The sequence below is a fragment of the Bacillus sp. EB106-06-01-XG163 genome (assembly GCF_058791615.1).
Map to the genome: position 1 here is coordinate 30,934 of NZ_JBYTDS010000004.1, position 14,998 is coordinate 45,931.

The window sequence follows — 14,998 nt, forward strand, 5'->3', positions numbered from 1 at the left end:
TCCTGTGAGACGGACTTTTTTTATAAAGCATGAAGAAATGCAGTTGCAATGCCGAAATAAATTAATAAGGACAAAATATCGTTCAGCGTCGTAATCAGCGGTCCTGATGCAATCGCCGGGTCAATGTTCAGTTTATGAAGAATAATAGGGACGATCGTTCCGGCCATCGTACCGATAATCAACGTTGCAAGCAGCGATGAACCGACGACAAAACCGAGCGTTAAGTCTTTCTGCCAGACGGTTGCGACAATCGTAATCGCGATCGCACAGACGATGCCGATGTAGATACCGGTTCTTAATTCACGGAAAATCAGTTTAAAGATGGTTTTTTTATTCATTTCTTCTTTAGCCAGTCCTCTGATGACGACGGCGAGTGACTGTGTGCCTGTATTACCCGTCGTTCCCGCGATCATCGGCATGAAAAACGCGAGGGCGACTACTTTTTGCAATGTATCTTCAAAATAATTCAGAATGCTTCCGGAAATCAATCCGATAAACAAAAGCAGAATGAGCCACGGCAAACGGCGGTACGCCGCAACGTACGCTTTCGTATCAAATGTAATCGCCTTACCGGAGGCTGCGAATTTTTCGTAATCTTCATCGGCTTCTTTAATCACGACGTCAATAATATCATCGACAGTGACAATACCGACAAGCACATGATTTTCTTCCACGATCGGAATGGCTAAAAAGTCATACCGCTGGATCAGCCTGGCGACTTCTTCCTGGTCTTGGAGCACCCCGGCCGAGATGACACGTGTAAACATGAGATCCTGCACTTTATCGTCAGGCTCGCCGAGAATTAAATCTCTGTATGAGAGCACTCCGACAAGCTGCTTGCTGTCATTAATCACGTACAAATAATTTATTGATTCTGCGATTTCTGCAAAGCTTTTCAGCTTCACGACCGCATCTTTTACTGTATAATGCTGCGGAATCCAGACGAAGCGGTTCGTCATCATCCGTCCCGCCGATTCTTGCGGATAGTTCATCAAAAGCTGCACGGCCTTTGATTCCTCAGCCTCCATGCTGGATAAAAGCTGTTCTTTCAGTTCTTCATCCATCTCTTCCAGCAATGCGGCGAGATCGTCGTTATCCATTTTATTCATTGCGAGAGTGGCTTTCGTTTTACCGACTTTATGCAAAACGGCAAGCTGAAATTCCCGCTCCAGCTCTCCGATCATGTCGGTGATGTCATCAACCGTCATATATGACAGATAACGGGCCCGGTGCTTTTCCGGCATTTCTTTAAACAAAAATGCCATGTCATAGGGCTGAAGCTCATCTATCATGTTTCGGAATTCTTTTATTTTTCCGTCCCGCAATAAAATGATAATGCGTAATATGAGTTCGTCATAGGTCATGTTTTGGACCATCGGGACTCGTACCTCCTTTACGGAGACGCGCCGTCCGTCAAGGGAAGTGCGGCGGTTTGTCTCCTCATCATGTCGTCACTGGTTATCTGGCTGTATATGGGTACTTCTTCTGACATACTCGAATGGGGAGAATCCATACTCCGCACCTCCTTATCATGCTCAGTCGTGTACGTTTTGAGGCATAAAAAAAACCTTCTGATATGAAGGCGAAAACAAGCACGGCAAATAAACGTGCGGGGCCTCCAATCGTAGAGCTTTAGCACTGTATGGCATAGGACAGCCATCCAGCTGCGTTAAGAATCACCTTATGTCGATGATTCCTGTTGACCCATTGGCGTCTTTGGACATTTTTGGGCAGCAGCGTATCTCCATACAGGAGCCTCACCTAACGAAGTTCTTATTTGAATTGACACACTGAGATTACAGAAAAAAAAGGAATGTGTCAACCTTAAATTTGTGATTTCAGCACATACCTATAAAATAAACGGAATAAAGGCATAAAGCCCTTATTCCGGCAAATCGCTTTCATCCTCTTCTGAAAGGAAATGATAGGATTCATGCAGCATGAGCGCGTACTCCCCTTCTTTTGTCGGATGCGGTACATACTCAGCCTCGTTGATATACTGCTCTTCCCTTTTCTTCATATGACAGACCTCCTGTTCAATTTTAGATTGTCCAAAAGAAGACCCGTTATCATAGGAAAAAAAATTACTTGCGTAGCGGGACATGCAGCTATATTTTTCGGATCGTGAAAAAGTTCCTAAGCAGCCACGGGCCCGGTTTGAAACCGAGCGTTAATTGCCACGCGCCGATCGCCTGCAGTCCGAACTCCCGGACGAGAACCATTTTTTCACTCATGCTCCGCACATCCTCAAACCACACTTCATGCGTTCTTCCATTTTCATCAGTATACCGGAAGTAAGGGGAACGCTCCTGCTGGGAATAACGGATCACTGATTGGTGCTTCATGGCCGTTTCCATGGCGCGCTGATTGGAGATGGCGGATCCGATCGTTCCGGGACGGTACGGAATCACCCAATCATACCCGTATAGCGGAACACCGAGAATCACTTTTCTTCTCGGCACCCTGCTGATGGCAAAATTGATCGTTTGCCTGACCTCTGTCAAAGGCGCCACGGGTCCCGGCTCACTGCCGGCGTGGTGCCAGTCGTACGCCATAATGAACATATAATCGACCACGGCTCCGATTCCGCCGTAATCATATCCCCTCAGCCACGGCACTGCATCACTTGTTTTCGCCGGAACCGATATCGTTAACGCGAGCTGATGCTCTGAAAGCCGGGTTTTTAACTGCCGGAGAAATCCTGTGAAGAGGTCCCTGTCAGCTTCTCTGACCCGTTCAAAATCAATATTTACACCGCCGTATCCCTTTCTTACGGTTAAGGAGACGATATTGTTGACGAGATTCGTTCTTGCCGTCGGATTTTGCAGCACTTGATGGGCTAATTCCGGACTGAATCCCCCTTCTGTCAGATTCGTAATGACGGCAAGCGGACGCACTCTGTTCTGCCATGTGGTTTCTATTGCGGTTCTGTCGTTTAAATCGTTAATGATATCTCCATTCGGGCCAAAATGATATTCAAACAAAGAAATCGCCGAAGAATACGGCGCAAAATCATTAATTAGCTCTCTATCCGCTTCAGGCGTCCGAATGACATAAAATTGCAGGGTTCCCGCAAGATAGTTAGAGATATCAGGAATCTTCACTTTCATACCCGCCCGCAGCCGGTTCGGCGGAATATCCGGGTTTGCCTGCATCAGCTGCATCTGCGGCACATAAGCCTTACCTGCGATAACGGCATACGTATCATTCGGCTGAACCGTATATTCATTAAGAGGGATTAAAAGCGCCTGCCCCGGAACGATATTCGTTTCCTCAAGCCCGTTGACGCTTCTGATGCTGTCAACAGGGTATCCGTACTTTCTGCTGATGGAAAATAACGAGTCACCAGACTGCACTGTATGAACAAACATAGATGTCCTCCGTTTCCTTTTGATCAAAAGGGCTCTACTTATCTTTATGAATGATCATCCGGTCCGATTCCAAACTCTGTTTGAAGAAAGGCTGTTTACAAATCAGACATGATCAACTATGATGATGTCATCATAAAAAACTGTATAGGAAACGCACTAGGGGTGCTGTTATCGGCTGAGATAAAACATGCGGCAGGCGTGTTTTGATCCCTTATAACCCGATCTGGATAATACCAGCGTGGGGAAGTGCAGATTGACCGGAGCGCAGGGTTTTTCCCCATGCGTTTTCGTTCTGCTGCTGCATATTCCCTCGGATATGCAGTTTTTTATTTTTCATTAAAAAACGGGGGAGGACACCGCAATATGAAACTGAATATGAACCGCCTGTAAAATCATCTCTTTCATACATACGACTATCCGATAAGAAAGCAGGAGATCACAATGAAAAATTGGAAAATGAGAGAAATTGTCGTCATGTCCGTCATCAGTGTTGTATTTGCTGTCATTTATTTAGTATCAACTCATGCAAGCAATATAGCGGCAGGGTTTTTCGGCCGGATGAGCTATGAACCGATTTACGGTATCTGGTTTATCGTCTCGGTAATTGCCGCGTACATTATTCAAAAACCGGGAGCGGCTCTCGTTTCTGAAATCATCGCCGCTTTTGTGGAGTGCTTACTCGGAAATCCGTCAGGACCGATGGTGATTCTGATCGGGATCGCACAGGGAATCGGTGCGGAAGCGGTCTTTTTTGCGACACGCTGGCGGGTGTATACCCTGCCCGTGCTTCTTTTATCCGGTATGGGGTCTTCTGTGACGAGCTTCATTTATGACTTGTTCGTTTCCGGATACTCTGTTTTGAATCCGGGTTTATTAGCCGTCATGCTTCTCATCCGTCTGATCTCAGGTGCGCTTCTTGCCGGCCTTCTCGGCAAAGCAATCAGTGATGCGCTGGCTTACACAGGGGTGCTGAACGGCATGGCGCTCGGAAAACAATTCAAGAAGAAAAAGAAACAGGTGAACCAAGATGCAGGCATCTGAGCCCCTTCTATCGGCCGGCCGTCTTACCTTTTCTTATGATCAGGATGAAAAGCCGATTCTTCAAAACGTGTCCTTTCAGCTCCGGAAAGGAGAGCGGGCTTTATTGCTCGGGCCGAGCGGATGCGGCAAAAGCTCGCTCGCTCTCTGTTTAAACGGTCTGTACCCGGAAGCATGCGATGGGGTTCAATCGGGAACCGTTTCTTTATACGGAACACCTCTTTCACATCTGACAGAACCCGCCGCCAGATCCATCGGCGTCGTGTTTCAAGATCCGGACCAGCAGTTTTGCATGCTGACGGTTGAAGATGAAATCGCCTTCGGCCTGGAAAATTTGCAATATACAAAAGAAGATATGGACGCAATCATCGATGACGTTTTGGCAAAATTAGAGATCACTCATTTGAAAACGCGAACGATCGCTTCGCTGTCAGGCGGTTCAAAACAAAAAGTGGCGCTTGCCTGTATCATTGCGATGGAACCGGAACTCATTATTTTGGACGAACCGACGGCACAGCTTGATCCATATTCCGCACGTGAATTGGCGCGGCTGATCAAAGATCTTCAAGCAAAAAAAGGCTTCGGCCTTCTCGTTATCGAACATCAGCTTGATCATTGGGCGCCGTGGATGGACAGGACGATTGTCCTTGACGAAACGGGTCAGAAGGTGATGGACGGAGAGACGGACGTTATCTTTGAAACAAAGATTGAAGAGCTGATGCAGCTCGGCATTCCGATTCCGCGTGTGATCTCATTGCAGGAGCACGTCAGCATTCCTTTTACATTGTGTAAAGAAAAGCTGTTTCAAGAATCTGTACCGTCTCTGCCCGAACCCCGGCCCGCCGCGCTTTCGGCAGAAGACGCGCTGAGCGTTCACGAGCTGTCATTCTCAAGAGGGGCAGACGTCATTTTTCAGGATGTGAGCTTTTCCGTAAAAAAAGGTTCAATCACCGCGATTGCCGGCCCTAACGGAACAGGAAAAACAACGCTTCTTTCTGCCGCGGCCAAGCTCATCCGTCCGCTGGGCGGAGACATCAAAATAGACGGCAGACCGATTGATTCCTATTCTGAAAAAGAGCTGCGGCGGCTGATCGGATATGTTTTCCAAAATCCTGAACACCAATTTGTCACAGATTCCGTCATTCAAGAGCTGATGTTCGGTTTTGAAAGCAGCAGAGCCGCAAAGGAGAAAGCTCTTCAGCTGTTAACCCGATTCGGCCTGAGACGCCATGCCTCACAGCATCCGTTTTCTTTAAGCCAAGGACAAAAACGCCGGCTCAGCGTCGCAACGATGCTTATGCACAATGTGAACGTTTTGATGCTTGATGAACCGACTTTCGGACAGGATGCCAAAACGGCGCGGGAGTGTATGCAAATGCTCCGTGAGATTCAAAAGGAAGGAACGGCTGTTTTGATGGTGACACACGATATGGAACTCGTCTCAGATTATGCCGACACGATCCTTGTGCTCTGCGGCACGAAACTGGTATTCCGGGGAACTCCCGACGCTTTATTTTCTGATAACACCGGGATCGCCGAGCAAGCGCATTTGGCTTTACCGCTGCGGTATGAATGGATGAAACACGACAGGAGGCGGAGAAATGAACTTGCGGCTGGAGGCTGTTAACCCGTCAATAAAGGCGGCGGCTGTATTGTTATGCGTCATTATGCTGTCGTTTATTTATAATCCGTACACCCCTGCTTTGTTTTATATCATCATTGCGGGAGGCGTCCTCTCGGCGGGGCGTGTGCCGCTGAAAAAATGGCTGCTGTTCACGATTCCGTTTGTCATTCTGGCCTTCGGTTCTTTATGGACAGCCGCCGTATTCGGAAACGTCCCGACAACCGGAAGCAACCTGCTGTTTAAGCTCGGGCCGATTGCCGTCAACAGTGATAACGCGGCGCTCGGGATTTCTATCGCGTTTCGTATTTTATGTTTTTCCGCTTTGTCGATGATGTTTCTTTTCACAACCGATCCGATTCTGTTCATGCTCAGTCTGATTCAGCAGTGTAAGCTGCCGCCCAAGCTTGCATACGGCGTTATCGCGGGGTTCCGGTTTCTCCCTCTTCTGAAAGATGAAATCCTGATCATCCGGCAGGCGCACAGAATCAGGGGCGCGGGGTCTGATTCCGGGCTGAAAGGAAAGCTCTCCGCCTTCAGGCGCTTCACCATTCCGCTATTGGCAGGCGCAATCAGAAAGGCGGAACGCACGGCGATCGCGATGGAATCTAAAGGCTTTACGGGGAGCCGAAACCGCACGTTTTACAGAACTGTTACCGTGCGCCGCGCCGACTGGTGCTTTTTCCTGCTCGTGCTTCTGTTATTCGGCGCAAGCTGGCTCATTTCATTGTTGTTTGTATAAAAACAGGCCGCCGGAGTGATTCGGCAGCCTGTTTTGTTATGTATGTTATTGATGATAATTGAGAGCCTGAGCGAGATTGGACTTGATCGTAATATCTGAGAAATTAATGCCGAGCTGTACGGCGGTTTGAGCGATTTCCGGCCTGATTCCGGATAAAGTGGACGTGACGCCGATCAATTTCAGCGCCTCAACTAATTTAAAAATCTGATGCGCCACCATCGTATCGACAACCACTACACCCGACAGGTCAATTAACAGATGTTCAATCAGCCGTTTTGCACATGTGCTCAGCGTATTTTCAAGAATGAATTTGGCGCGCTCCGTGTCAATATCGCCGACAAGCGGCAGCAGCGCCGTCCGTTTGCTCAGCGTGATAACCGGCGAGCTTAACTCCAAAATCATTTCTCTTTGCGCATTCAGCTGCATTTTTGAGTTATGCTCGGCATGATCGACAAACGTGTAAATCGTAAAATCAAATACTTGTACAATTAAATTCTCCCATTTCTTCCTTTCTCCCTGTGCAAACGAAGATTCATGTTTATCGGCAAACGCATCGTAATAACTGATGTATAGTCTCCGGTTTCTCATGAATTCACGGACCACATACTGTACGGGAGTATCCAGATGCTTCTGGTCTTTCGCAAGCTCAATCACCCACTGCTCGAACTCTTCTAAAAATTCTTTTTTCGGCATGATATACATTTTATTAATATGCCGGTAAAATTCTTTATCCTGCTCCGTCAGTTCTTCTGTGATGACGGGATTTGTCAAAGAATAAATCGAATTCGGATCCGAATCTTCCATCGTTTCGATCCACTCTTTCGCAATTTGATCCACTTGTTCTGAAAAATAGTTGTATAATGCTTCACTTATCTTCATATCTCTTCTCCTTTCCCATTTCCAATTATACCGTCAGCGGATCATGAATGAAAATAAAAGCTGTTAAACTATCCATTTATTTGAAATTTTTTAGTGCGATAGATTACGCCTTTTTTATGAAAATGCTTCAAATGACTCTTTCCGGCCGGCATGCTCTGCCATAAAATAGTAGCAACACCCTTGTATCCACTCGCAAGCATAAAAAAGGAGGGCTTTTTTATGAATGGTGAAATGCATTTGATTCCTTATGTCACGGATGAACAGATCATGGAGGTAAACGAGCTTCCAGAGGGTATTAAAGTGATTAAGGCGCCAGAGTTGTGGGCAAAAGGGTTTAAAGGCAAGGATATTAAAATCGCGGTGCTTGACACAGGCTGCGACATCAATCATCCTGATTTGAAAGACCGGATTGTCGGCGGGAAAAACTTCACCGATGATGACGAAGGCAAAGAAGACGCGATTTCCGATTATAACGGACACGGGACACACGTTTCCGGAACGATTGCCGCCAATGATTCAAACGGCGGAATTTCGGGTGTCGCGCCGGAAGCAAGCCTTTTAATCGTTAAAGTTCTCGGCGGTCAAAACGGCAGCGGCAAATACGAATGGATCATTAACGGCATCAACTACGCCGTTGAACAAAAGGCCGATATCATTTCCATGTCACTCGGCGGGCCAAGCGATGTGCCAGAATTGAAAGAAGCCGTCGCAAATGCGGTAAAAAGCGGTGTTCTGGTCGTTTGCGCGGCAGGAAACGAAGGCGACGGAGACGAGCGTACAGAGGAACTGTCGTATCCGGCCGCTTACAACGAAGTGATCGCAGTCGGATCAGTCTCAATCGCCCGTAAATCGTCTGAATTTTCAAACGCCAACAAAGAGATTGACCTGGTGGCTCCGGGAGAAAATATTCTCTCCACCCTTCCCAACCATAAATACGGGAAGCTGACGGGCACTTCAATGGCCGCCCCGCATGTGAGCGGAGCGCTTGCCTTAATAAAAGGGCTTGAACAGGACGCGTTTCAGCGGACGCTTTCTGAGGCTGAAGTCTACGCCCAGCTCGTGCGGCGGACCCTTCCTTTGGACATCGCCAAAACATTGGCCGGGAACGGATTTCTGTATTTAGACGCGCCTGAAGTACTGATGGAAAGAGCCGAACAGGCACAGCTGCTGTCTTTCTGATATTTTTCTCATATAATGATTGATCAGCTTGTCATATCACCAATTTTTAAAATGTGAGATTTTCTATTGACAGTGGTCTGAATAAGCTGATAAGATAACCAACAAATGATGTAACTTTTCAAAAAAATTTAAATATTTTCTCTTATCGAGAGTTGGGCGAGGGATTGGCCTTTTGACCCCAACAGCAACCGACCGTAATTCCATTGTGAAATGGGGCGCGTGATTTTTGCGCCGAGACGACTGTCTCATAAGGCACGGTGCTAATTCCATCAGACGTGATCTGAGAGATAAGAGAGGCTTGCATTTTGAAGTTAAAGCCTCTTTCTCTCATGAGAAAGAGGCTTTTTTGTTACATCTCACTTAAAGGAGGAAACTTAATGACAACAATCAAAACTTCGAACCTCGGTTTTCCGAGAATCGGCTTGAACAGAGAATGGAAAAAAGCGCTTGAGGCTTATTGGAAAGGAAACACTGACAAAGAAACGTTTCTTAAAGAACTTGACGGTTTATTCTTATCAGCTGTCAAAACACAGCTTGACCAACATATCGATATCGTGCCGGTCTCTGATTTCACCCATTATGACCATGTGCTTGATACCGCCGTCAGCTTTAACTGGATTCCGGAAAGATTCCGCAACATCACGGATCCCGTTGATACATACTTTGCGATTGCCCGCGGTGTAAAAGACGCCGTTTCCAGTGAAATGACGAAATGGTTTAATACCAACTACCATTACATCGTTCCTGAATATGACGAAAGCATTGAATTCCGTCTGACGAGAAACAAACAGCTTGACGACTACCGCCGGATCAAAGAAGAATTCGGAGCGGAAACAAAACCTGCCATCGTCGGTCCGTACACATTCGTCACACTTGCGAAAGGATACGAAGAATCAGAAGCGAAAGCGATTCAAAAGCGCCTTGTTCCTCTTTATGTTCAGCTGCTGAAAGAACTTGAAGCTGAAGGCGTAAAATGGGTTCAGATCGATGAGCCGGCCCTTGTGACAGCTTCTTCTGAAGACGTCCGTGCCGCAAAAGAACTCTATGAAGCGATCACAAAAGAGCTTTCAGGACTGAATGTCCTCCTGCAGACATACTTCGATTCGGTTGATGCATATGAAGAACTCGTTTCTTATCCTGTACAGGGAATCGGGCTTGACTTCGTACATGATAAAGGCAGAAACCTTGATCAGCTGAAAAAGCACGGCTTCCCGAAAGATAAAGTGCTGGCAGCCGGTGTGGTCGACGGCCGCAACATTTGGAAAATCGATGTTGAAGAACGCCTTGATGCAGCTCTGGATATCCTCAGCCACGCTGATGTTGAGGAGTTATGGATTCAGCCTTCAAGCAGCCTTCTGCACGTGCCGGTGGCGAAACACCCTGACGAGCATCTTGAAAAGGATTTGCTGAACGGCCTGTCATACGCTAAAGAAAAACTGGCGGAACTCGGCGTCTTAAAAGAAGGGCTTCTGTCCGGCAAAGCGGCCGTCAGTGAGCAGATCGAAGAATCAAAAGCGGCACTTAAGGCTTTAAAAGCATTCGCAACAGGAGCGAACTCAGCTCAAAAAGAAGAGCTGAATCAGCTGACGGAAAAAGATTTCTCCCGTCCGGCAAGCTTTGAAGAACGATTGGCGCTGCAGAATGAATCACTCGGTCTTCCCCTTCTGCCGACGACGACAATCGGAAGCTTCCCTCAATCTGCAGAGGTGCGGAGCGCACGGCAAAAATGGCGGAAAAAAGATTGGACGGATGAACAGTACCAAGCCTTTATTAATGCGGAAACGAAGCGCTGGGTTGACATTCAGGAAGAAATCGGCTTAGACGTGCTCGTTCACGGAGAATTCGAGCGTACGGACATGGTCGAATACTTCGGTGAAAAACTGGCCGGATTCGCCTTTACGAAATATGCATGGGTGCAGTCTTACGGTTCACGCTGCGTACGTCCGCCTGTCATTTTCGGAGATGTCGAATTTATCGAACCGATGACGGTAAAAGATACGGTCTACGCCCAATCGCTGACGGAAAAACACATGAAAGGCATGCTGACGGGACCTGTCACCATCTTAAACTGGTCATTCCCGCGTGTGGATATTTCAAGAAAAGAAATCGCCTTCCAGATCGGGCTTGCCCTCAGAAAAGAAGTAAAAGCGCTTGAAGATGCCGGTATTCAGATTATCCAAGTGGATGAACCCGCGCTCCGCGAAGGACTGCCGTTAAAAACGCAGGATTGGGATGAATATTTAACTTGGGCCGCAGAAGCATTCCGGTTAACGACGTCTTCTGTGCAAAATGAGACGCAGATTCATACGCATATGTGTTACAGCAACTTTGAAGATATCGTAGATACGATCAATGATCTTGACGCGGATGTCATTACAATCGAACACAGCAGAAGCCACGGAGGATTTTTAGAATATTTGAAAGAACATCCTTACGTGAAAGGCCTCGGACTCGGTGTATACGACATTCACAGCCCGCGTGTGCCGGCAACTGAAGAAATCTATCAAATTATTGATGACGCGCTTGAAGTGTGTCCGACTGACCGCTTCTGGGTAAACCCGGACTGCGGACTGAAAACAAGACAGCAGGAAGAAACCGTTGCGGCATTAAAAAATATGGTCGACGCCGCGAAACAGGCACGAAAAAAACAAGCTCAGCTTGTATAAAAAAACAGCCATCCGCAAATCGCGGGTGGCTGTTTTTTCTGGGCGTGCTACTTATTCTTCAGCGCCTTCGCAAGTTCACTTAGTGAATCATGCTGCTTAATTTGATAGCCCCGCCCTTCTTTTTGCAAATACCCTTTTTGGCAGAATTGCGTCAGCACATGCAAGAGATGACGGTAAGATACACCCAAATAATCACAGACCGTTACGTGCTTCTCTTTATAAACCCCTTCATAAGCCGTCTGCAAAATAAAATCGGCCAGCCGGTTTTCAAGCGGGAACGCCAGACTTTGTGAATATTTCGAAGCCATAAGCGTTGCCTTAGCACTTAAAAACTTAGCCAATTCACGCAGGAATTTCGCATCCTGCAGCAATTGCGCGCGGCAGCGGTAAATAGGCAGAGCAAAACAAACAGTCTTCGCTGAGGCTTGAATTCCTTTTGTGTAATACACTTTATGTAATAGTTCCATCTCTCCGATGTAATCATTTTTGTTGATAAAATTAATTAAAGAAACTTTCCCGTTTTGGTGGGTTACATATATTTTCGCTTTTCCTTCAATCACGTAAAACAGGAAGTCAGGCCTCCTGCCCTCTTGAATAATCCATTCGTCCCGCTCATATTCGCGCACTTCCATAAACTCTTCAGCGGGGAAAGAGAATAAATGCGCGATTGAGTGTTTTTTTAACTGATGCCGCTTTTTCTCGCCTTTATAAATTTCCATCGTCCACCCCAAAAATATGAGATATCTCATATTGTCTTTATGTCTTTACATGATAACATGCCAATTAAAGGAGGAACGGGAATGAAAGCATATCGCTGGATGAGTCTGCATTTTTTTAGTTTTTTTATGACATGGGGTGTTTTTCTGCCCTATTGGACGGGATGGATGGTGCATATAAAAGGGGTTTCCGTATCCGAAGCCAGTTTCATTATGAGCCTGGGCTTGGCGGCAAGAGGGATTTCCACATTATTATTCTTCCCTTATTTATCAGGAAAATTCAGCAACAAAGCCTTATTAAACGGCGCCAGAATCGGGACGCTTCTCGCACTTTTATGTTATATTCCCGCTGATTCTTTTCAAAGCCTGCTTCTTGTCACATTAGTGCTGCATGTGTTTTACCCTGCTTTAATGCCTGCTTTAGACAGCGCTTGCGGCGTCCTTGTACAGCATAACGAATTAAAGGCCTATGGGACAAGCCGACAGTGGGGGTCCGCGGGTTTTGTTTCAGCCGGCGTCATCCTGTCCGTCTTTACAGGTATATTCGGAGATCAAGCGATTTTATGGGCACTGCTTTTGGGCACCCTGATATTCGCATGCCTCAGCTTTATGCATGCGCCAGCTGTTCTTTCAAAACGGCCGGAAACAGACCGCGCAAGAAAAGAGGGCATGTTTGCCTTATTCCGCATCAAATATTTCGGTCTGGTGCTCGCAATCGTTATCTTACTGCAGGCGGCACACGCGTCTTATTACAATTACGGTTATCTCTTTTTGCAGGAAATCGATGCCCCCGCATATGCCATCGGAATCATTATCAACATCGCCGTTATCGCGGAGATTATCTTCTTTGCAATCGCTGACCGATACTTTCATCAATTTACGGCAGGCTCTTTGCTCGCCTTGGCGGCGCTTGGTGCTACCGTACGCTGGATACTCGTATTTGCCTTTCCTCATGTCATCATTTTCTGTATTGCGCAGACGCTGCATGCCTGTTCATTCGCGATGGCACACTATGCATTTATGAAATACTTAATTAAAAATATTTCACCCGCGCAAATCCCGAAAGCCCAAGGCATATATTCAGCGCTTGCTCTCAGCTGGAGCACTGCGGTATTTACTATTTTCGGAGGTTTTTTATATGAAATTGAACCCCGGTATGCCTTTATCGGAATGATTGTTTGTACGATCCCATCCATGCTTCTCGCCCTTTTATACAGAAAACTTGAAATGAAAAAGAGAGTTTTTGCAGGAAACGCACAAGATATATAGCCATCGCTTTATAGACGATCACATGTCCCGCTGTCATTTTGACCGATTTGCGAATGCTGTGCGATGTATTTTCTCTATATTTAAAGTATTTCCTTCATATATGATGAAATCAAAAACAGCGGTATAACCCGCTCAATTGGTTAATGAAGGGAATCCATTCAGAAACTTGGACAGAATCAGTGAATATACTGATACAGTACTGCTTACGCTCATTTCGGGGAACTTTGTTCGTAATAAAATGATTTTCAGCCAACTCATAAGGAGGGACATTGTGTCACAGCCTAATTTGCCCAATATCACCCCTGTCGTTACACTTTCCAGAGACGATACCATTAACCTTCTTCTTTCGTCAATTGCTATGGAAGAGCTGGGAATGGCACATATTCTGAATGCGGAAGGGGAAAAAATCCAATACGCGCTCGGAACGATTCCCGGATTAACAGGGCCCCCGTCAAGTCTTGCGGATATTCTTAACCTGAATGAGAGCGTCCGGGATACGCTTGACAGCTTAATGAAACAGGAGCTTCTTCTCGGTTCAAAATTGGACAGTATCTCAAATATCCCTACACTGGCGGGACCGACTGGTGCTACGGGGCCGACGGGACCGACGGGAGCAGTCGGACCGGCCGGAGCGACGGGGCCAACTGGATCGATCGGACCTACGGGGGTCACCGGTGCGGGCCTTCAAGGGATTGTTGCTTTTAATCCGCTGATTGCCCCCACTTACACAACCGGACAGGTTGTCTTGTATAACGGAAGCTCTTACGTCGCAAACGTAAACAGCCCGGCGGGAACCCCTGGAGCCTCAGCTGACTATACACTTTTAGCTGCGGCGGGAAGCACCGGTGCTACTGGCGGTACCGGGCCGACCGGAAGCACCGGCGTTACTGGCGACACCGGACCGACTGGAAGCACTGGCGCTACTGGCGGCACCGGACCGACCGGAATTACCGGTGCTACTGGCGGCACCGGACCGACCGGGATCACCGGCGTTACTGGCGGCACCGGATCGACTGGAATTACCGGCGCTACTGGCGGCACTGGACCGACCGGAAGCACTGGCGCTACTGGCGGTACCGGGCCGACCGGAAGCACCGGAACAAGTCTGACAGCCACTTCCGGCTATGCGAGCAATACGGGCGGCGGTGTTGTCGCAGTTATTGTGGGCGGCACGACCATTTCCTTACCGAATGAACAAAACCTTTCGGCAGATATTACGGCTAATGCCGCAAATACCATATTTACCGTTGCTCCGGCGGGACGGTACTATATTTCCTACCATATTAATTTAACGGCCGGCTTGCTTGTAAGTTCGCGTATTTTAATCAACGGCACTCCTCCTGCAAGTTCGATTATCGCCCCGGTCGCGTCTTTGGCAAACTTTAATAACTCCTTTATTGTGACTTTGCCAGCAGGCAGCACCATCCAGCTTCAGCTGTTCGGATTATTGGGTGCGGCCACATTGCTTGGAGGAAGCGTCGGTGCAGCTTTAAACATTATTCGATTATCTTAATGGA

The 14,998-nt window shown here is 47.3% G+C and carries 12 protein-coding genes and 3 riboswitches; of the genes, 7 read left to right on the forward strand and 5 right to left on the reverse strand.

The annotated features are described in order from the left end of the window. Positions 1–20: 20 nt before the first annotated feature. The 3 genes from mgtE to AC3WTF_RS06000 all read right to left on the reverse strand — a co-directional run bounded on the left by mgtE (position 21) and on the right by AC3WTF_RS06000 (position 3,371). The gene (mgtE, locus tag AC3WTF_RS05990) at positions 21–1,376 is read right to left on the reverse strand and encodes a magnesium transporter (protein WP_007407216.1); all 1,356 of its coding nucleotides are present in this window, start codon (positions 1,374–1,376) and stop codon (positions 21–23) included. Positions 1,377–1,610: 234 nt separating this feature from the next. Beyond that, a riboswitch (M-box (ykoK) riboswitch) is annotated at positions 1,611–1,776 on the reverse strand. A 106-nt stretch (positions 1,777–1,882) separates the two neighbouring features. Next, complete coding sequence (locus tag AC3WTF_RS05995) at positions 1,883–2,020, reverse strand: transcriptional regulator SplA domain-containing protein (protein ID WP_003154740.1); 138 nt, start codon at positions 2,018–2,020, stop codon at positions 1,883–1,885. An 88-nt stretch (positions 2,021–2,108) separates the two neighbouring features. Beyond that, positions 2,109–3,371, reverse strand: coding sequence for a glycoside hydrolase family 18 protein (locus AC3WTF_RS06000; RefSeq protein ID WP_007407217.1), 1,263 nt, complete (start codon positions 3,369–3,371; stop codon positions 2,109–2,111). Between the two features lie 148 nt (positions 3,372–3,519). After that, a riboswitch (TPP riboswitch) is annotated at positions 3,520–3,633 on the forward strand. Positions 3,634–3,812: 179 nt separating this feature from the next. On the opposite strand from AC3WTF_RS06000, the gene AC3WTF_RS06005 reads away from it, so the two are divergent. Genes AC3WTF_RS06005 through thiX form a run of 3 tightly spaced genes read left to right on the forward strand, consistent with a single transcriptional unit; the run spans position 3,813 to position 6,772 of the window. After that, a complete protein-coding gene (locus AC3WTF_RS06005) occupies positions 3,813–4,412 on the forward strand; it encodes an ECF transporter S component (RefSeq protein ID WP_007407218.1) in 600 nt (199 codons plus the stop codon). Next, entirely contained in the window at positions 4,399–6,036 is a 1,638-nt protein-coding gene (locus AC3WTF_RS06010; RefSeq protein ID WP_007407219.1) for an ABC transporter ATP-binding protein, read from the forward strand. The genes AC3WTF_RS06005 and AC3WTF_RS06010 overlap by 14 nt, the downstream gene beginning before the upstream one ends. After that, entirely contained in the window at positions 6,011–6,772 is a 762-nt protein-coding gene (gene thiX / locus AC3WTF_RS06015; RefSeq protein ID WP_007407220.1) for an HMP/thiamine ABC transporter permease ThiX, read from the forward strand. The genes AC3WTF_RS06010 and thiX overlap by 26 nt, the downstream gene beginning before the upstream one ends. Positions 6,773–6,817: 45 nt before the next feature. Here thiX and AC3WTF_RS06020 read toward each other — a convergent pair whose 3' ends face one another. After that, complete coding sequence (locus AC3WTF_RS06020) at positions 6,818–7,651, reverse strand: STAS domain-containing protein (protein ID WP_007407221.1); 834 nt, start codon at positions 7,649–7,651, stop codon at positions 6,818–6,820. A gap of 219 nt (positions 7,652–7,870) precedes the next feature. Between AC3WTF_RS06020 and AC3WTF_RS06025 the strand changes: the two genes are divergently transcribed. Beyond that, complete coding sequence (locus AC3WTF_RS06025; RefSeq protein ID WP_042635138.1) at positions 7,871–8,830, forward strand: S8 family peptidase; 960 nt, start codon at positions 7,871–7,873, stop codon at positions 8,828–8,830. 139 nt (positions 8,831–8,969) lie between these two features. Continuing rightward, positions 8,970–9,124: riboswitch (SAM riboswitch) on the forward strand. 83 nt (positions 9,125–9,207) lie between these two features. After that, positions 9,208–11,496: a 5-methyltetrahydropteroyltriglutamate--homocysteine S-methyltransferase gene (metE, locus tag AC3WTF_RS06030; protein WP_047935651.1), complete on the forward strand. Its 2,289-nt coding sequence runs from the start codon at positions 9,208–9,210 to the stop codon at positions 11,494–11,496. A gap of 47 nt (positions 11,497–11,543) precedes the next feature. On the opposite strand, the gene yeiL is transcribed toward metE, so the two are convergent. Then, entirely contained in the window at positions 11,544–12,215 is a 672-nt protein-coding gene (yeiL, locus tag AC3WTF_RS06035; RefSeq protein WP_041482289.1) for a transcriptional regulator YeiL, read from the reverse strand. Between the two features lie 81 nt (positions 12,216–12,296). Here yeiL and AC3WTF_RS06040 point away from each other — a divergent pair, with 81 nt between their 5' ends. Both AC3WTF_RS06040 and AC3WTF_RS06045 read left to right on the forward strand, forming a co-directional pair. Next, positions 12,297–13,481 (forward strand): MFS transporter, encoded by a 1,185-nt coding sequence (locus AC3WTF_RS06040; RefSeq protein ID WP_007407225.1) that lies wholly within the window; start codon positions 12,297–12,299, stop codon positions 13,479–13,481. A 271-nt stretch (positions 13,482–13,752) separates the two neighbouring features. Then, positions 13,753–14,994 (forward strand): BclA C-terminal domain-containing protein, encoded by a 1,242-nt coding sequence (locus tag AC3WTF_RS06045; RefSeq protein ID WP_047935650.1) that lies wholly within the window; start codon positions 13,753–13,755, stop codon positions 14,992–14,994. The last annotated feature ends 4 nt before the right edge of the window (positions 14,995–14,998 follow it).

What these genes read in the sequence shown, in the direction of transcription:
- mgtE (WP_007407216.1), bottom strand. Translation starts at nt 1,376, where the DNA reads ATGGTCCAAAACATGACCTATGACGAACTCATATTACGCATTATCATT.
- AC3WTF_RS05995 (WP_003154740.1), bottom strand. Translation starts at nt 2,020, where the DNA reads ATGAAGAAAAGGGAAGAGCAGTATATCAACGAGGCTGAGTATGTACCG.
- AC3WTF_RS06000 (WP_007407217.1), bottom strand. Translation starts at nt 3,371, where the DNA reads ATGTTTGTTCATACAGTGCAGTCTGGTGACTCGTTATTTTCCATCAGC.
- AC3WTF_RS06005 (WP_007407218.1), top strand. Translation starts at nt 3,813, where the DNA reads ATGAAAAATTGGAAAATGAGAGAAATTGTCGTCATGTCCGTCATCAGT.
- AC3WTF_RS06010 (WP_007407219.1), top strand. Translation starts at nt 4,399, where the DNA reads ATGCAGGCATCTGAGCCCCTTCTATCGGCCGGCCGTCTTACCTTTTCT.
- thiX (WP_007407220.1), top strand. Translation starts at nt 6,011, where the DNA reads ATGAACTTGCGGCTGGAGGCTGTTAACCCGTCAATAAAGGCGGCGGCT.
- AC3WTF_RS06020 (WP_007407221.1), bottom strand. Translation starts at nt 7,651, where the DNA reads ATGAAGATAAGTGAAGCATTATACAACTATTTTTCAGAACAAGTGGAT.
- AC3WTF_RS06025 (WP_042635138.1), top strand. Translation starts at nt 7,871, where the DNA reads ATGAATGGTGAAATGCATTTGATTCCTTATGTCACGGATGAACAGATC.
- metE (WP_047935651.1), top strand. Translation starts at nt 9,208, where the DNA reads ATGACAACAATCAAAACTTCGAACCTCGGTTTTCCGAGAATCGGCTTG.
- yeiL (WP_041482289.1), bottom strand. Translation starts at nt 12,215, where the DNA reads ATGGAAATTTATAAAGGCGAGAAAAAGCGGCATCAGTTAAAAAAACAC.
- AC3WTF_RS06040 (WP_007407225.1), top strand. Translation starts at nt 12,297, where the DNA reads ATGAAAGCATATCGCTGGATGAGTCTGCATTTTTTTAGTTTTTTTATG.